Origin of the sequence: Flaviramulus basaltis, assembly GCF_900114265.1 — a bacterium.
Lineage (GTDB): Bacteria > Bacteroidota > Bacteroidia > Flavobacteriales > Flavobacteriaceae > Flaviramulus > Flaviramulus basaltis.
Window position 1 is genome coordinate 288,646 of record NZ_FPKV01000003.1, and the last position, 16,848, is coordinate 305,493.

Sequence of the window (16,848 nt, forward strand, 5' to 3'; positions counted from 1 at the left end):
GTTAAAAAATGTTAGCCTTCTAAAAAACTAAATCAAAAAATTAGAAGGCTAATAAAAAAACTAAATTAATTAGGGTATCCAGAATTTTGGTTAAGATTTGTATTGGTATTTAAAACAGATGTTGGAATAGGGAATATGGCTCTATAAGCTTCAGTTGTTCCTTTTTCCCACCAAGGTTGAAAAAAGGTGCCAAATCTTATGTTATCTGTTCTTCTATGTCCTTCAAAAATAAATTCGCGAAGTAGTTCTTTATCTATGTATTCTAAATCAATAATATCGGGTGTTTCCATTCCAGCTCTTTCATTAATTTGATCTAGAAAAGGACGAGATAAATCTGGAGAATTTAAGCGTACATAACATTCGGCTTGCATCATTAAAACCTCAGCGTATCTTATTAAAACAAAATCGTTATCGCGTTCCCATTGGTCTCCGGCATTAATTTCATATTTATTTAAGCGAACACCTTCATTTTGTTTGGCATCTTCAAAATTAGAGATGTCCTCGGTATAAGTTAAAGGTTGCCCACTGTCCATAATAATTACCGAACCAGTAGCTAAGTTTATTTGATCGCCTTCTAACAGTGCTGATTTACGTCTATCTAAATCATCAAATGAAGAATAAACCCCAGGTTGTGCACACATACCATTTGCAGACCATTGGTAATCGCCTGTTGGAGATACAGCAAATTTTTGCAAATAATGATAAGACATAGAGCTCATGTAATTACCTACAGTTCCTGCATCAGAATCGTAAGGTATAGCAAGTATGGTTTCGGTTGATTTTTCATTTTGAGTTGCAAAATTTGCAAAATAATCAGGTTCTAAGGTGTACCCAGAAATATTTTGGCACATATCAATACAATCTTGCCAACGTGGCGTACCAATAAATGCCTCAGAATTTAAATACAATCTTGCTAATAATGAATATGCCACGTTTTTAGTGAATTTTGAATAAGCAATATTTGATGGCAAGTATGGTAATGCTTCTAATAATTCGCTTTCTACAAAATTATAAACGTCTTGTCTAGATGAATTTTCAGGTAATCCTAAATCCTCGAAGTCTGTAACAATGGGCACGTTACCAAATAAATCTAAAAGCATGTAATAATAGTAAGCTCTCACAGACTTTAATTCAGAAAAAATAGGTTTTTTATCTTCTTCCGATAATCCAGATTTATCTATTTGATAAATGATGGAGTTTATTTTGGCTATACCAGCATAACAGTATCTCCAAGCCGATAATATCATGCCATTATCTGCTGTCCAAGTGTGTCTTTGTGCATTTTGATATTGACCTCCATCATACCAATCTGTTCCTCTTGTAGGTATTGTAGCTTCGTCTGAAACCACTTCATTAAGAAAAAACACATATTCAGAAGCAGGATAAGCATTAGATATGGCATCACTAAATCCTCTTAATGATGAATATGCTCCTCCAGCAAGTGCTTCTATCTCTTTAGGTGTTTTTCCGAAATTCTCATCTTTAACTCTATCAAATAGTTCTTCATCTAAATTTGTACACGCAAAAACAGATAAAGCAGTAAATACTATTAAGGTTATATTTTTAATTTTCATTATTATTAGTTTTATCGTTAATATTATTAATACCCTAAATTTAGATTCAATCCTAAAGACACTGTTGTTGGTCTTGGGTAGTTATTAAATCTGTCCATTCCAGGGTTTGATAAACCTGTTAAGTTTACTTCGGGATCAACACCTTCATAATTTGTAAATACCGCTAAGTTTTCTCCTAAAACATAAATTCTTAATTTAGAGGTTGAATCTTTAAACGGAATGGTATAACCTAAAGACACAGTTTGTAGTCTTAAAAAGGAAGCATCTTCAATCCAATAACTTGAGTAGGTAGGAGCCGAGTTTATGCCGCTATTTAAAAAGGCATCAGGAACATTATAAGCTGGTAGTCTGTTTGGATCGTATAGCATCATATTTGTAGCATTTAATACATCTTGTCCAAAGCTACCGTAGCTAGTAAATCCAAAATCAAAATTATTATAAGAGAAATCCATTCCGAATCCTATTGTAAAATCGGGTTGAACATTTCCTATAGCTGTTTTTTCATCACTTAATATAAATTCCCCATTTTCATCTAAACCAGAACTTTCATAACCCCAAAATGTTCCAACAGGGTATCCTTCTTTAATAATTTGCGAAAATTGATTAGACATACCTGATAAACCATGTAAAGATCCACTGTAAATAATATCTGTTTCGTAAACTTGATTAGATAGTTTTTCAATTTTTTGAGTGTTTTGAGCAAAGGTTAAATTGGTGCTCCAATTGATTTTATCATTTTGAATAATATTAGCGTTTAAAGTTACTTCTAAACCTTTATTAGTTAATTCGCCCACGTTTGCAAGAATAGTTCCAACTAAATAAGGAGGTTGTGGCACCTCGTAAGTGTAAAGTAAATCTTTAGTTCTTTTATTATACCACTCTATAGATCCTGTTATTTTATTAAATAAACTAAAGTCTAAACCAATGTTTATTTGCTCTGTAGACTCCCATTTTAAATCCGGATTAGGGTTTTGTGCAGGTGAGTATGCCAAACTCCAGGTATCTGTTGCTGGGTCGTAATAACTATCACCTCCAACACCTAAAATAGAAAGTGATTTGTACTCACCAATACCATCTTGATTACCTGTAACACCATAGCCAGCTCGTAACTTTAAGTTTGTAAGCCAGTTTTCAGTGGATTCCATAAAGTTCTCGCCAGTTATTCTCCAAGCTACAGAAGCCGACGGGAAAATCCCCCATTTGTTATTAGCTCCAAAACGACTTGAACCATCTTTTCTAATAGTTGCAGTTACCATATATTTGCTGTCGTAGGCGTAATTTGCTCTCGCAAAAAGAGAAGCCAAATTAGATTTTCCTTTATATGAATATACATCTCCTAAACGATAATCTTGTCCAGCAGCCAGATTGTTATATTCAAATAAATCGGTAACAAAACCACTACGTTGAGCACCAAAACCTTCGTAACTATTATCCAAATAAGAGTAACCAGCCATCGCATTTATATTGCTTTTGCCTAATGTTTTAGTGTAATTTAAATAGGCTTCAACTTGCATGGTTGTATATTCACCATAAGTTTTTTGTCCATATCCATTTTCACTTCTACCTTCTAAAACTGCATATGAAGGCTTATATGTGTTTCCAGTACTCGCATTGTGTTCTAATGATAGATTTAAAACGGCTTGAAAATCATTTAAAAAATTAGCTTCTGTTTTAAAGTATCCTAAAAGTCTATTACGTTTATTATCAGTAGATCTATTTGTTAATATTTCAACAGGGTTTTCATATAATGTTCCACCAACAGATGTGAATTCTCCATTGTTATCATAAACAGGAATTGTTGGATTTAAGTTAAATGAACGCTCAAAAATTCTATAGTCTAATGGATGCCATTTATCAATATTTGCAAATAATCCAGCATCAAATTTTATAGCTTTATCCAATATATATTGGTATGTGCTTAGACTAGTACTTAAACGTTCTAACTCGGTAGTTTTAACAGTACCTTCGTTTTTTAAATAAGAAATGGACGCTCTTAAACCACCATTTTCGTTTCCAGATGACATATTAATGGTATGAGATTGTGTCATCGCTGTGCTTCTCTCTAATTCTTTTTGCCAATTAGTATTGCCACCAAAATCAATAGCATCTGTTAAATTATTTTCTCTTACATAACCTCTCCATTGATTTGCAGATAACATATCTAAATGGTTTGAAGCATAACTAACCCCTGTAAAACCATTATAATTAAAAGATAAACCTTTTTTTGTTCCTTTAGTGGTAATGATAATAACACCATTTGCACCACGCGAACCATATATTGCGGTGGCTGAAGCGTCTTTTAAAATATCTATCGATTTAATATCGGAAGGCTGTACTACATTAATGTCAACTCCAGCAATACCATCAACCACTATTAACGGATTGTTACTTGCTGTTAATGAAGTACCCCCCCTTAAACGTAATGAAGAACCACTACTTGGGTCTCCGGTATCTTGAGTAACAACCAAACCTGCTATTTTACCTTGCAGAACTTGTTCTGTTGAGGTTACTGTTCCTTTTACTAAATCTTCAGATGATATGCTAGAAATGGCTCCTGTTAAATCCGATTTTCTCATAGTACCATATCCTACAGCCACAATCTCTATAGCATCAAGTGAAAAAGTGTCTTCCTGTAAAGTGATTTTTATAAAACTATTAGATGATGATGTAACCTGTATGGTTTCAGAAATATACCCAATATAAGAGACTACTATTTCACTACCTACTGATACTTCTATTTGAAATTGACCATCATAGTCTGTCGTCGTTCCATTATTAGTTTGCGATTCCAATATTGTAGCGCCAGCTAATGTAACTCCTAGATTATCGTATACTGTCCCTGAAATTGTTTTTTTCTCTTGTGCCTTTATTGTTAATGTTAGAAAAAACAACACAATAATTAAAACAAAAGACTTTTTTGTCTTTCCTTTCGAAAAGTTTATTTGTGAATTCTTGTTATACATCAGAATTGATTTTTTTTAGTTAGTTGTTAGTCTAAAGTTTTAAGTGGAATGGTAGTATCAGAAATTGTTCTATCTGTATTATCTTTTACCAATACATGAATTTCATTGATGTTGCTAATACCTTGGAGTGCCGATGGTAAATTAACAAAACCTTTAATTTCGCTTACACCTCCATTAAATTCTCCTGTAATTTGAGTAGTTCCAGCATTAATGGTGTAATAGAGTGTATTTATACCAACTTCATTATTAATTCTACTAATTCCTAAAAAGTCTTTTTTACTTATTTGAAGTGGGAAAAATCTAAAAACTGGTGGTGGTGGTGGAATATATTCTGCAGCATTAATAGCTTGGTCGCCAGAATTAGCTACCCAATCTGCAGCTACCATTAAATAAGTAATATTTTCCATTACAAAACCATCAGGAATATTATCATAGTATTCAGATGGGATTAAGTCCATTTTATAAAAACCATTCCCTAAATCCTTTAGTTTTGTTTTTTCAGTAATTTCAGGAATCCATGCTTGATACTCTTGTAGAATACTCCAATTGTTTAATCCACTATGAAAGTGAACGCTCGGAACATTTTCGAATCCTGGAACTAGGTTAGAATTAAATAAAATACTTAAACCACCATTTAAAGTTGGAGCTTCAGGGTAAGTTCTTATTAATTCGTTTGCAGTATAGAATGATGAAAAAGCAGTGTAACTTACATTAATAACATCAGTTTGTTTTGCACCTGTTTTGTCTTTAAGTCGCATCCAAAATCCTGCACTTGCAGCAATATCTTCTGGTGTCATAGAAAAATATTCAGTAGGAGTAAAAGTAAAACTCCACAGCATGTTACCTTCATTGGTTAGATGGGCAAATTCTGATGAGTTTTCCCAATTGCCTGCATCAGGTTCAGATGGTGACCAAATCCAAATATAAACTTCTTCATCGACTGCAAATGTTGTTGTAGATAAATCGAAATACCAAGTAACTCCTTCATCATAATTGTATATTACTGGATATGACCATATTTTATTTGCACCACCAACTTCTTGTTGTGCTTGCGCGAAGTTGTTGGCTACAAATAAGGCTATTAAAATAGTATATATAATTCTTTTCATGTTATGCTTTTTAATTATTAGAATTTAGGCTAAATACATAGGAAATAAATGGTGTTCCTCCAGAGGATCTTATCAATTGAACTTCCATTTCGGCATTACTACCAGGAACAGACGTTAAAAGAAGAGTATCTGTTTTATTAGCTTTTTGAGCATCACTATATAAGTTTATTTGTATGGTGCCTGGACTTGTTGGCTGAAAACTTGAATTTAATTCCCAATAACCACTTAATTGGAATATTGGTGGTACATTACCAGATACTTCGTAGTTTGTTGGGTGCATTGCTGCATCCACATTAAATGTTATCTGAAAAACATCAAAGTTAAAGAGTGCACTTAAATTCTGTTCACTTGGTTCAATGGCGTTTGCTTTGGCGAATTGATCCACCATTCGCAGGTTCATTAAATTCCAATTACCTTGCATTTTTTCATAAATAGTTATGGGTTCTACATAAGAACCATCGTCGGAGTTGTTACAGCTTAAGGCTAGTAAACCAAAAAAAACGAGTACTAGTATTTTTATGGATTTCATAGATTAAATTAGTTTAGTTAATAGTTTAGTTAAGAGTGGTTTAATCCTGTAGTTGTTAGGATAATGCCAAATTAAAAATTAAGAAAACCTTAAAAAAAACATTGAGTAAAAATCGAGATGATTTTAGGATTTTATTTCGGATTAAGTACTGTTAATCAATTACTTACTTTTTTTAAAAAGAATATAAAATCAAGATTTAATTTAGATTTTAGAATGCTTTTTTTAGATATTTTTATAGCATTTTATTGATAAATCAATTAATTTTTTATCAAAAACACATATACTATTGTCCTTTTTTGCGTATTAAGTAGTATTTTGCCTTTATTTTATAAGAATCTTAATTTTGTAAAAAAAGGATAGTGTATTAGTTTTAAATAAACTATAATAAGACCACTTATTAACTAACATAATGTCACTCTTAATAAAATAATGAATAACCTGTTACGTATATTATTTGTTTTTTCATCTTTATTTATTTCCGCTCAAAACATAAAAAACATAAATACGGTTCTGGATAGTTTAGATAAGGAACTTGCCAATAAAAAGTTTTATTTAAAAATTAAATATGATTCTATTAATGAACTTAAAAATAATGTTCAGAAGTTTATTTTAAGTCAAAATAATAGAAACCTATATAAAAGCTATTTACAGTTATTTGAAGAGTATAGATCTTTTAAATATGATTCTGCTTATTATTATCTCGAATTAGCAAAGTCTGAGGCAAATTTATTAAAAGACAATAATTTGTTTTCTAAAACAAAAACAGAAGAAGGCTTTGTATTGCTTTCATCAGGTTTGTTTAAAGAAGCACTTGATACTCTAAATAGTATAAATGTTGAAGAATTAAATACTAAAACTACATTTGAATATTACACTATACTGGCAAGAACATATTATGATTTAGCAGATTATAATAAAGACCAACGATTTAATATTCATTATATCCAAAAGGGCAATGTTTATTTAGAAAAGGCTTTAGAGTTTGTTGAACCTAATTCAAATGAATATTGGGCTACAGAAAGCTTAAAAAGAATGAAGCAGCAGGATTGGAAAGGTGCTGAATTTGCCTTTAAGTATTGGATTAACAATTTTGATTTACCACAAGAATATTATGGCATAGCAACATCAAGTCTTGGTTATTTATATTCTCAAAGGGGATTTGATGAAAAAAGTGTTGAATATCTTGCTTACGCAGCAATTGCAGACATAAGAAGCGCTACTAAAGAAACAGTGGCATTGCGTAATCTTGCAAATGAAATTTATAAACTTGGATATTTAGACAAAGCGAATACCTATATAGGTTTAGCTATGGATGATGCTACATTTTATAATGCACGCCATAGAAAGATAGAAATATCTTCCATACTACCAATTATAGAACAAGCTCAACTTAAAAAGGTAGAAGACCAAAATAATCGATTGGAAAAAATTGTTATTCTTTTGGGTGTTTTAGCATTAAGTTTTGTCATTTTTCTAATTATAATTTTCAAGCAGTTAAAAACAAGAAATGCTGCAAGAAAAGAAATGGCAAAATCTTATTTAAAGCTTGAGGAGATGAATAAAAAACTAAGTGAAGCTGATACTATAAAGCAAGAGTATATCACTTATTTTATTAAAGCGACTTCTGGATTAATAAACAAAATGGATCAGTTTCAAAAAAATGCAATCCAAAAAACAGTAGCTAAAAGATATGATGACCTTATAACGAACTTAAAACAATATAATGTTAAAAAAGAACGAGAAGAGTTGTTCTTGCAATTTGATACAATATTCTTAAAACTATTTCCATCATTCATTCATGAATTTAACGTTCTTTTTCCTGAGAATCAAAAAACCGATATTAAAAATGGAGAACTTCTTAATACAGAACTAAGGCTTTTTGCATTATACCGTTTAGGAATACAAGATAGCCACCAAATTGCAGTGTTTTTAGAGCTTTCTGTAGCAACAGTTTATACTTATAAAACTAGAATAAAAAGTAGATCAAATCATAAAGAAGATTTTGAAGAAAAAATTATGAGTATTCAATCTATTTAACTTTCTTGTACTTCAAGAACGAACAGATGAAAAAAAAGGTTTATGTTTTACTATACCTTTTTTATGGCAAATTTTAAAAATGCTATAATACCAACATCAGTATTGTAGTAAATTCAACTAATACATAAAGAATTAACTTCTTTTCTTTTTAAAACTAGGATTAAAAGAAATTCCAACCTTAAAATAACCCGTTATATCTTGGTCATTTTCATAAATATGATCTTTTGTAGGTTGGCCTTTTTCGGTTAAGCGATTACTTACAAAGTTTGTAACACCACCTTTTAAAGTCGCGTAGACATTATTAGAAAGTTTATGTTCGTAAATTAGTCCGCTATTTATTTCTAACTGGCTGTATTCAAAAACATCAGGGAAATTAGCTTGACTTACATTTACATAAAAACCGTTACCGCCAAATTCTGCACCAATAGATAATCGACCTTTTGTAGAAACAGGTTTTCTAAATAATATGCGTTGTGGCATTATAAAATCGAATTCCCAACTCGAGTTTTTAAACTTGTGGTTATAAGTAAACGTTGGGAAAAACGGAATTTGAGCAGTGGGATCTATAAAAACAATAGCACCAACCGTAATGGTTGTTCTTGCTGTACGTTTAATAATAATTGAAGCTCCAATTAAACCTTTAATACGTTCAAAACCTTTTTCATTTCCATCAACAATTAAACTGGCATTATAAATAACCGGTTTTTTAAATATCGTAGAAAAATAAGTAGAACTAAGGCTAGAGGAGATGTTATGAAAATTTACAATGCCATTTTGTTCAAATATAGTGGTGTTTGAAACGTTTTCAAGATCCTTAAATTCAAATTCATTATACTTGTAATTTACAGAACCTGTTAAGGACCATTTTCTTGTTTTAATCAACGGAATATTAGCAGAAGCATTAAATGTTTTCTGATTGGTTATTTCACCTTTTTGAAATTCTTCATCAAACAATTTTGATTTAAAATCGCGCAATAATGTTTGACCGTATTCAAAATTAAATACTCTTGTTCTAGGAAATTCAGCCCTTATAATGCTATCTGCTTGTTTTTTAAATTCGGTTTCTTTTGTCTGAGCATTTGTTAATGCCGTAATAATTAGAATACTTATTAAAGTTATAACTCTATACATTTATTTTGAATTGTAGGTTTTGTTAGTTTGAAGTTTGTCTGTTTTGTGGTTGTTGGTCTTTAAGAACCAAAGTGCGATGTGGAAACGGAATTTCAATGCCTTCTTTATCAAAACGTTTTTTGATGCTTTCATAGAGATCACATTTCATTTCAAAAGCTTCACCAAAACTACTTGCCCAAGCCCAAGCTCTTAAGGTAACCGCAGAGTCGTTTAAGCCTATAACTCTAATGATAACTTTTTTTTCATTATTGTACTTATCCAGTTCACTACGATTGTCTATTAAGAGCGGGTGATTTTCACATTCTTCACGCATAATGTGTTTTGCCAAATCAATATCACTATCGTATGAAATACCAATTTCAATCCATTGGCAACACATGCGTTCCCCTAAATCGTAATTGATTAGTTTTTCTTTATTGATGACTGAATTAGGGATTACAATCATTTTATTTTCGTAGTTTCTAATGATAGTATGGCGTAACGTAATATCTGTAACCGTGCCAACCATAGACTCATCTACTTTAATAATATCACCAATTTTAAATGGTTTAAAGGAAATTATAAAAATACCACCAACAATATTTGCTAATGCTTCTTGTGATCCAACACCTGCAACAACAGCAAGCACACCTGCACCACCTAAAGCGGTTTGTGCAATACCTCGTAATGAAGGAAAAGCAAGTATAGCCAGTATTCCTCCAGCAAAATAAACGCCTACAATAGCTACATATCTTAAGAATTTAAAACTTGTTGCGTCTTGATTCTTTTCTGTTTTTTCCTTAATATTTCTAGTAAACCAAGTTTGTACAAAGGATGCAATAACCAATGTAAGTACAGCAATAATACCTAAATACAAAACGAGATAGAAATTCTGAGTAGCTGCTTTATATTGTTCTTCGTCTATAAATATAAAAGCAAGGGCCATAATACCTAATACAATCCAGAGTGCATTTAATATTTTTTGAGTTAAATGAATTGTTTTAGGTTCTTCATTAGGATGTTTTTTAATTGAACGTTTTTCTAGCCAACTGTGAAATATTCTGGTTAAAAAACGTAAAAAAAGTACAATAGTAATTACGATAAATGCGTATATAATTGCTTGTTTATTTTGAATAAAAAAATCTGTCATTTTTAATCTAATTTATTATTGAGTTCACAAACCTCCCGATTTAACCATTAACCGTTTAACCAACCTTATACAGAAGGCTTGGAACTCTTTTATTAATGTGCTGTATGCACTTCTAATTTTGAAATTTCTTTAGCGTTTTGTTTTGCCTCATTTCTATTAATATCACCTTTCCAAATATCAATAACGATATACATTACCGGAACGATAATAACTGTAAAAATTAAAGAACTAGTTAAACCGCCAATTAAAACCATTGCTAAACCATTTTTCCATTCTGCACCAGCACCAGCTGCAAACGCAATTGGAATCATGGCAATTACCATAGCAAGTGTGGTCATTAAAATAGGACGCAATCTTGAAAGTCCTGCATTTACTACTGCTTCAACACTTCCCATACCTTCTATTTTAAAATGGTTTGCAGCATCCACAATTAAAATGGCATTTTTAATTACCAATCCAACTAACATTATGAGTCCTAAAAATGTAAATACACCTAAGCTTTCTTGAAATAAAGCTAAAATTAAAAAAGCTCCAATCATTGCCGTAGGTACAGAAAACATAACCACGAGAGGATAAGCATAACTTTCGTAAAGCGCCACCATAATTAAGTACACTAAAACGATTGACATTAATAAAGCTAAACCTAAACTTGCAAAAGCTTCAGTTTGACTTTCTAAATCGCCTCCCATTTCAAAAGTAACTCCAGGAGGCAGCTTCATAGCTTCAATAGCTGTTTGTACTTCTGTTGAAACAGTTCCTACAGGACGACCAACAACTTGAGCACCAACACTAATACTACTACGTTTGTTATCTCGTTGTAATTTTGAAGGCCCTGTGGATTGATCTACTGCTGCAAATTGTTGTAATTCAATCAATTCCCCAGTGGTATTTAGAAATGTTATTTTCTTGATGTCGTCTATATTCTGACGGTTAAATTGGTCTAACTGTATGTTAATATCATATTCATTTTCGCCATCACGAAACTTATATTGGGTGTTTCCAGCAAAAGCATTTTGCATGGTATTACCAACAGTACTCATTGTTAAATTAAGTATCGCCATTTTATCACGGTCAACTGTTATGGCAACTTCAGGATTTCCACCTTTTGCAGAAAGTTCTACTTCTCGTGTACTATTTACACTCTCTACAGTTTGTTTTACTGCTTCAGCAGTTTCCATCAATATATCAATATCACTACCTGTAAGCAATACTTGAATTGGACCAGCTGTACTTCCGCCAACCATACCAACAGCAGCTGTTTTAAATTTTACACCAGGAATATTCTGGGTTAATTTGTTTTTAATATCACGTGCAAATTGCTCCGAAGTAACAGAACGCTTATCTGGACTAATCATTTTCGCATTTATTTGCGCTAAATTTCCAGAGTTTCCACCACCACCAGTTCCGGTTCCTACTGTTGAGAAAACAGAACTTACAATAGCATCTTTCAATAATATATCTTCAACTGCAAGTGCTGCTAAATTGGTTTCTTCAATGGTAGATTCCTTAGGAAGTTCTAACTCTACAATAAATTCTCCGTTATCGCCATTTTTCACAAACTCACTTCCTATAAAACCAAATGCTAATAGTGATAATGAAGCAAAAACTAATCCTAATAAGGTAAAAGCGGTAATTCTTTTTCTTGTTAATGTCCATTGCAGTGCATCTTTATAAAAGTTGTTGATGCTTGTTAAAAAGCTTTCAAAAACAATTAAAGGTTTGTGCATTATTTTTTTATTATCGAGTGTAATGACTTCAGAAAAACGAGACGATAATAAAGGTGTTAATGTAAAGGAAACGACTAACGAAATTGCTGTTGCAACAGCAACTACAACTGCGAATTGCTTTAATAAATCGGCAATTAAACCTGTTACGAATGTGATAGGTAAGAAAACGGCAATTAAAACCAGCGTAATAGACATTACAGATAATCCTATTTTCTTCCAACTTTCCATAGCAGCCTCCATACGCGTTTTTCCTTTCTCCATTTCGGCGTGAATTTGTTCTAGTACCACAATACTATCATCTACAAGAATACCAACTACAAGCGATAAACCTAATAAAGTCATTAGGTTAAGTGTGTAACCCAATTGACTCATTACAATAAATGTCGCAACAATTGAAATAGGAATAGATACCATTACAATAATAGAATCTTTCCAGCTTCTTAAGAAAAATAACATAATAATAGCTACTAATCCTACGGCCAACATCAGGTCGAAAATCACTGCATCTGCAGCTTCTAATGTAAAAACAGAACTATCTTGGGCAACAGCAATTTTTAAATTCTTATCGGTATATTCTGTTTCAATTTTTTTAATTTCAGCTATAATATCTTCAGCTACTTGAACCGTATTTCCGTCTGATTGTTTTGAAACTGTTAAACCTATAGATGTTATTCCATCTATACGAGAAATAGTGGTTACATCTTTAGTCGTATCATATACTTCTGCGATATCTTCAATTTTTACAGAAGCACCGGTACCTGTAGTAATATCAAGGTTTTTAATATCATTTACATCTTTAAATTTTCCAGATAAACGAACCGTTACTTGTTGTTCACTATCTTTAATACTTCCAGTAGGAAAGTCAAGATTGGCAGCAGAAATAGCTTGAGTAACTTGAAGAATACTTAACCCGTAAGCCTTTAGTTTATCACGGTTTACATTAACGCGGATTTCGCGTTCATTACCACCAATAACGGTTACTCTAGCAACACCTTCAACACGCGATATTTTTTCTTTAATTTCATTTTCAACTAAATCATTAAACTCAGTGGCATCCATTTCTGAAGACACACCCAAACGCATAATTGGTAAGTCGTCAAATGAAAATTGATCTACGCTAGGTTGAATAACTTGGTCTGGTAGTTGACCAACAATATTATTTACTTTTCGCTGAGCATCTTGCAATGTTTTATCTACATCGGCGTTGTAGGTCAATTCTACATTTACAATAGAAATGCCTTCTTGCGAAGTAGAGGTGATGTTTTTCACACCTTCTAAAGCACTAACTGCATCTTCAATATTTGTAGTCACAGAATTTTCTACCTCACTAGGAGAAGCTCCAGGATATGTGGTACTTATTGATATTTGTGGCGATGTGATTTTTGGTAATAACTCATAGCCTAAACTCATATAACTTATAATCCCTAACAGCGCGATTATGGTAAAGACTACAACAGCAAGCGTTGGTCTTTTTACTGATAATTCGGTTATTGTCATGGTTTAGTTATTTGTGATTTTTACTTTAGTACCTTCAGTTAAATTAATAATACCTGTGGTAACTACTTTTTGTCCGTTTTGAAGACCTTCTAAAACAGCCACATCACCATTAATTACGGCACCTACTTTTATTTTCTGAAGTGTTACAGTGCTATCTTTAACAATATAAACCGACGGATTTTGTAAACTACCAACTATAGCTTCACGCGGAATAAACATAGCTTCTGTATCGTTACTTTTAAGAGCTTCAAAATTAACTTCTGCAAATAAACCAGCACGTAGTTTTTTATCCTCTGTGTTTTCTACCTCAATAGTTACTTGAAATTTTCTTGAAGCATCAGCTTTTACACTTATATTACTCACTTTTCCTTTAAAAATTTCTAAAGGATAAACATCTGTTTTTATTGATACGCCTTGATTTTCTTTAATTTTTGATAGGTTATCTTCAGCAACATTAACAATAATTTTTAATCGATCTATTTGAACAATTTCGGCGATTTGATTTCCTGGCATTACAAAACTAGTTTCCTCAACCATTAATTTGTTTACTACACCATTAATAGGTGATTTTACAACTGTAAAACTTAATTGCTGATTGATTTGAGCAATGTTTGCTCGTGCATTTTCTCTTTGAATGCGTACGTCTTCTAAGGCACTTTTTGATACAGCACCAACTTCTAATAATCGCTCATAACGTGCTACATCTTTTTCAGCTTTTGCTAATGCAGAATTGGCACTGTTTAATTGAGAACTTAATGATACGGCATCTACTTTTGCAATAACTTGTCCTTTACGGATTTCTTGACCTTCTTCAACTTTTAAATATTGAATACTCCCTTGTGATTCTGCAACCAATGTCACTTCTTCCCAACCTGCGAATTCACCTGTAGCGATTAATCCTGTTGAAATTATTTTTTCGCCAACGGTAGCTGTATGAACTGGAATTGCAAATTCTTCAGGAACAGCATTTGCCATTTCACTCATTTCCTTTTTATTGTTGAATAATGTGTAGCCTATAAGTCCTACTAAGGCAATGGCTAATATTAGAATGATATATTTTGTTTTCATTATAAAAATTTTACCGTATTTATGATTAGTTATTTGTGATTGAATTGGCAATTAATTGAGAAAGCTTCCCGCTTGATTTTAGTAAGGTTACTTCGGCTACTTTGGATTGTAATAATGCATTTAAGTAGTTGGATTGTGCTTGGCGTAAAGCAAATTCTGCATCTAACAATTCGGTTAAATTAGCAACCCCCTCGTTATAAGATTCTTTAATGCCTTCATAATTTTCTTGAGCCAAATACATATTAGATTGTTGACTTTCAATTTGTGAATTACTTAATAATAATTGCTCTTGAGCATCACCAAAATCTTTTTCAATATTAAGTTTTAATGTTTTACGATCAAGTTCTAATTGTTTCGTTGCGAGTTCTTTTTGTTTTAAACGATTGCGACGTTGAAAGCCATCAAAAATTGGAATGCTTGCCGAAATCCCCCAAGTACCGCTCCATTGACCTTCATAAACATTTGGATCAAAATCTATAAACTCATTAGCTTGTCCTAAATAGTTATAACCAAAGTTTGCACTTAAAGATGGAAGGTATTCAGCTTTAACTAATTTTTGATCAATAATAGAAAGTTCTAAAGATTTATCTAGTTGTTGATATTCTATATTTGAATCTAGCAGTAATTCTGTTCCTAAAGATGAAGGAGCTCTATCTTCTAATTTCTCAATTAAAATAACATTCGTAGTCATTGGAATTTGAAGCAATACTTTAAAAAGTCTCATTTGTTGGTTTCTACCAAATTGAGCATCTTCAATTTGATTTTTTAAATTAGAACGGTTTACCAATAATTGGTTTAGGTCTAATTTTTTGATAATTCCTTCTTCTAATTTTAATTCTGAAATTTCAATAAAGGTTATTGGTGCGATCAAAATTCTGTTGTAGTAAATCGACTTGTTTTTCAAAAACTTGTACTTGTAAGTAGGTTTTAATAACGTTTACAATTAAATCCTGTGTTGTTAAGAGTGTTTGTAGTTCTCTAAGTTCTGCAAGTGCAGCTGTAGATTTAATTGAACTAAACAGTTGAAAATTTAATAATTGCTGTTGTACATTTACACCAGCTGAATATTGATAGCGATTTCCAAAGGCAACACCAATTGTAGTTCCTGGTTCTCCACCAAAAACTTCAGCAGGTAATTGTTGTTCCTGTAAGGAAAAATTATCTGTAAAACCTGCACTACCATTAATTTGTGGTAATGCTCGCCCTTTAACCTCCGAAATTTGTGCTTGGATAATTTCTTGATTTATCCTAGCGCTTTCAAGATTGTTGTTGTTTTTAATGGCGTAATTGATGGTCTCTTCAATGGTGTTAAATTGTATGACTTCTTCTTGTGCAGAAAGTGTATTAACTGCGATACTTGCGATAAAATATATAATCGTAATAATTACTTTATTCATTTGTTAAAGTTCTCTTTTTGTTATTTTATAAATTAGTTTATTCGCTTAATGAACAGTTTGGTATGTTGAGACAACAAAATATAGAGTTGTTTTTTTAGTTTTGTATTAATTTTTTAGTTCAGAATTAAAAGAACCAATTTTGTTAAAAAAATATTATTTCTTTTTCCAATTATCAATTAAGTTGATGCTTTCACTTATAAAGTAATTCATAAACTCATTTAAATCTTTTAATTCATTATTAAAATCTTGGTTTTCATTCGATCTATTTTTAATAATCTCATCTATCATTGCTGTATAATTATACAGCCCTAAAAAATCTTTTTTAAATGATACTTTCCATTGATCAAGTTTAGAATAGAAATAACGTTTTCTTTCACCTGGTTTTGTTTTGTATCCAATTCTATTTAAAGAAAGTAAATAGTTAATAGCGTTACTTGTCGCGCTTTTACTTAAATTTAATGCGTCTTTAATTTCATCGAAACTTAATTCTGATGAATCAACAATTGTTAATAGAGAATTAACACGAGCAGAAGCAGGCGATAAACCCATCTGTTCTTGAATGACTCCAAAACTTTCAACTAATTCTTTTTGTTTATCGGTTAACATTGTTTAATAAATTAAGGTGCAAATATATTTTAGTTTTTTTAGTTCTGCAAGTGGAGAACTAAAAAAGATAATATTTTAACA

The 16,848-nt window shown here is 31.6% G+C and carries 12 protein-coding genes; 1 reads left to right on the top strand and 11 read right to left on the bottom strand.

What is annotated here, in order from left to right; translation table 11 throughout:
* Positions 1-65: 65 nt before the first annotated feature.
* The 4 genes from BT151_RS13485 to BT151_RS13500 are packed head-to-tail and all read right to left on the bottom strand — an operon-like array spanning position 66 to position 6,175.
* Complete coding sequence (locus BT151_RS13485) at positions 66-1,574, bottom strand: RagB/SusD family nutrient uptake outer membrane protein (RefSeq protein WP_072402862.1); 1,509 nt, start codon at positions 1,572-1,574, stop codon at positions 66-68.
* Positions 1,575-1,600: 26 nt separating this feature from the next.
* Positions 1,601-4,537 carry a SusC/RagA family TonB-linked outer membrane protein gene (locus BT151_RS13490; RefSeq protein ID WP_072402863.1) on the bottom strand — a complete coding sequence of 979 codons (2,937 nt, stop codon included), beginning with the start codon at positions 4,535-4,537 and terminating at the stop codon, positions 1,601-1,603.
* Positions 4,538-4,563: 26 nt separating this feature from the next.
* Positions 4,564-5,646: a hypothetical protein gene (locus BT151_RS13495; RefSeq protein ID WP_072402864.1), complete on the bottom strand. Its 1,083-nt coding sequence runs from the start codon at positions 5,644-5,646 to the stop codon at positions 4,564-4,566.
* Between the two features lie 10 nt (positions 5,647-5,656).
* On the bottom strand, positions 5,657-6,175 hold the full coding sequence (locus BT151_RS13500) for a DUF5004 domain-containing protein (RefSeq protein ID WP_072402865.1): 519 nt from the start codon (positions 6,173-6,175) through the stop codon (positions 5,657-5,659).
* A 429-nt stretch (positions 6,176-6,604) separates the two neighbouring features.
* Here BT151_RS13500 and BT151_RS13505 point away from each other — a divergent pair, with 429 nt between their 5' ends.
* The gene (locus BT151_RS13505; RefSeq protein ID WP_072402866.1) at positions 6,605-8,212 is read left to right on the top strand and encodes a DUF6377 domain-containing protein; all 1,608 of its coding nucleotides are present in this window, start codon (positions 6,605-6,607) and stop codon (positions 8,210-8,212) included.
* 132 nt (positions 8,213-8,344) lie between these two features.
* Here BT151_RS13505 and BT151_RS13510 read toward each other — a convergent pair whose 3' ends face one another.
* The 7 genes from BT151_RS13510 to BT151_RS13535 form a co-directional block, all read right to left on the bottom strand.
* Positions 8,345-9,343, bottom strand: coding sequence for a DUF6268 family outer membrane beta-barrel protein (locus BT151_RS13510; RefSeq protein WP_072402867.1), 999 nt, complete (start codon positions 9,341-9,343; stop codon positions 8,345-8,347).
* A 22-nt stretch (positions 9,344-9,365) separates the two neighbouring features.
* Entirely contained in the window at positions 9,366-10,472 is a 1,107-nt protein-coding gene (locus tag BT151_RS13515) for a mechanosensitive ion channel family protein (protein WP_072402868.1), read from the bottom strand.
* 92 nt (positions 10,473-10,564) lie between these two features.
* Positions 10,565-13,696 carry an efflux RND transporter permease subunit gene (locus tag BT151_RS13520; RefSeq protein ID WP_072402869.1) on the bottom strand — a complete coding sequence of 1,044 codons (3,132 nt, stop codon included), beginning with the start codon at positions 13,694-13,696 and terminating at the stop codon, positions 10,565-10,567.
* A gap of 3 nt (positions 13,697-13,699) precedes the next feature.
* A complete protein-coding gene (locus tag BT151_RS13525; RefSeq protein WP_072402870.1) occupies positions 13,700-14,764 on the bottom strand; it encodes an efflux RND transporter periplasmic adaptor subunit in 1,065 nt (354 codons plus the stop codon).
* A 25-nt stretch (positions 14,765-14,789) separates the two neighbouring features.
* Positions 14,790-15,635, bottom strand: coding sequence for a TolC family protein (locus BT151_RS18495; protein ID WP_143144313.1), 846 nt, complete (start codon positions 15,633-15,635; stop codon positions 14,790-14,792).
* Entirely contained in the window at positions 15,610-16,161 is a 552-nt protein-coding gene (locus BT151_RS18500; RefSeq protein ID WP_143144314.1) for a TolC family protein, read from the bottom strand. Before BT151_RS18500 ends, BT151_RS18495 begins: the two co-directional genes overlap by 26 nt.
* Positions 16,162-16,314: 153 nt before the next feature.
* Entirely contained in the window at positions 16,315-16,767 is a 453-nt protein-coding gene (locus BT151_RS13535; protein WP_072402871.1) for a GbsR/MarR family transcriptional regulator, read from the bottom strand.
* Positions 16,768-16,848 lie beyond the last annotated feature (81 nt).

Bases quoted from the DNA above. Each gene is read 5' to 3' on its own strand.
- BT151_RS13535 (WP_072402871.1), bottom strand. From the start codon at position 16,767: ATGTTAACCGATAAACAAAAAGAATTAGTTGAAAGTTTTGGAGTCATT.
- BT151_RS18500 (WP_143144314.1), bottom strand. From the start codon at position 16,161: ATGAATAAAGTAATTATTACGATTATATATTTTATCGCAAGTATCGCA.
- BT151_RS13485 (WP_072402862.1), bottom strand. From the start codon at position 1,574: ATGAAAATTAAAAATATAACCTTAATAGTATTTACTGCTTTATCTGTT.
- BT151_RS13525 (WP_072402870.1), bottom strand. From the start codon at position 14,764: ATGAAAACAAAATATATCATTCTAATATTAGCCATTGCCTTAGTAGGA.
- BT151_RS13505 (WP_072402866.1), top strand. From the start codon at position 6,605: ATGAATAACCTGTTACGTATATTATTTGTTTTTTCATCTTTATTTATT.
- BT151_RS13515 (WP_072402868.1), bottom strand. From the start codon at position 10,472: ATGACAGATTTTTTTATTCAAAATAAACAAGCAATTATATACGCATTT.
- BT151_RS13495 (WP_072402864.1), bottom strand. From the start codon at position 5,646: ATGAAAAGAATTATATATACTATTTTAATAGCCTTATTTGTAGCCAAC.
- BT151_RS13500 (WP_072402865.1), bottom strand. From the start codon at position 6,175: ATGAAATCCATAAAAATACTAGTACTCGTTTTTTTTGGTTTACTAGCC.
- BT151_RS13520 (WP_072402869.1), bottom strand. From the start codon at position 13,696: ATGACAATAACCGAATTATCAGTAAAAAGACCAACGCTTGCTGTTGTA.
- BT151_RS13510 (WP_072402867.1), bottom strand. From the start codon at position 9,343: ATGTATAGAGTTATAACTTTAATAAGTATTCTAATTATTACGGCATTA.
- BT151_RS13490 (WP_072402863.1), bottom strand. From the start codon at position 4,537: ATGTATAACAAGAATTCACAAATAAACTTTTCGAAAGGAAAGACAAAA.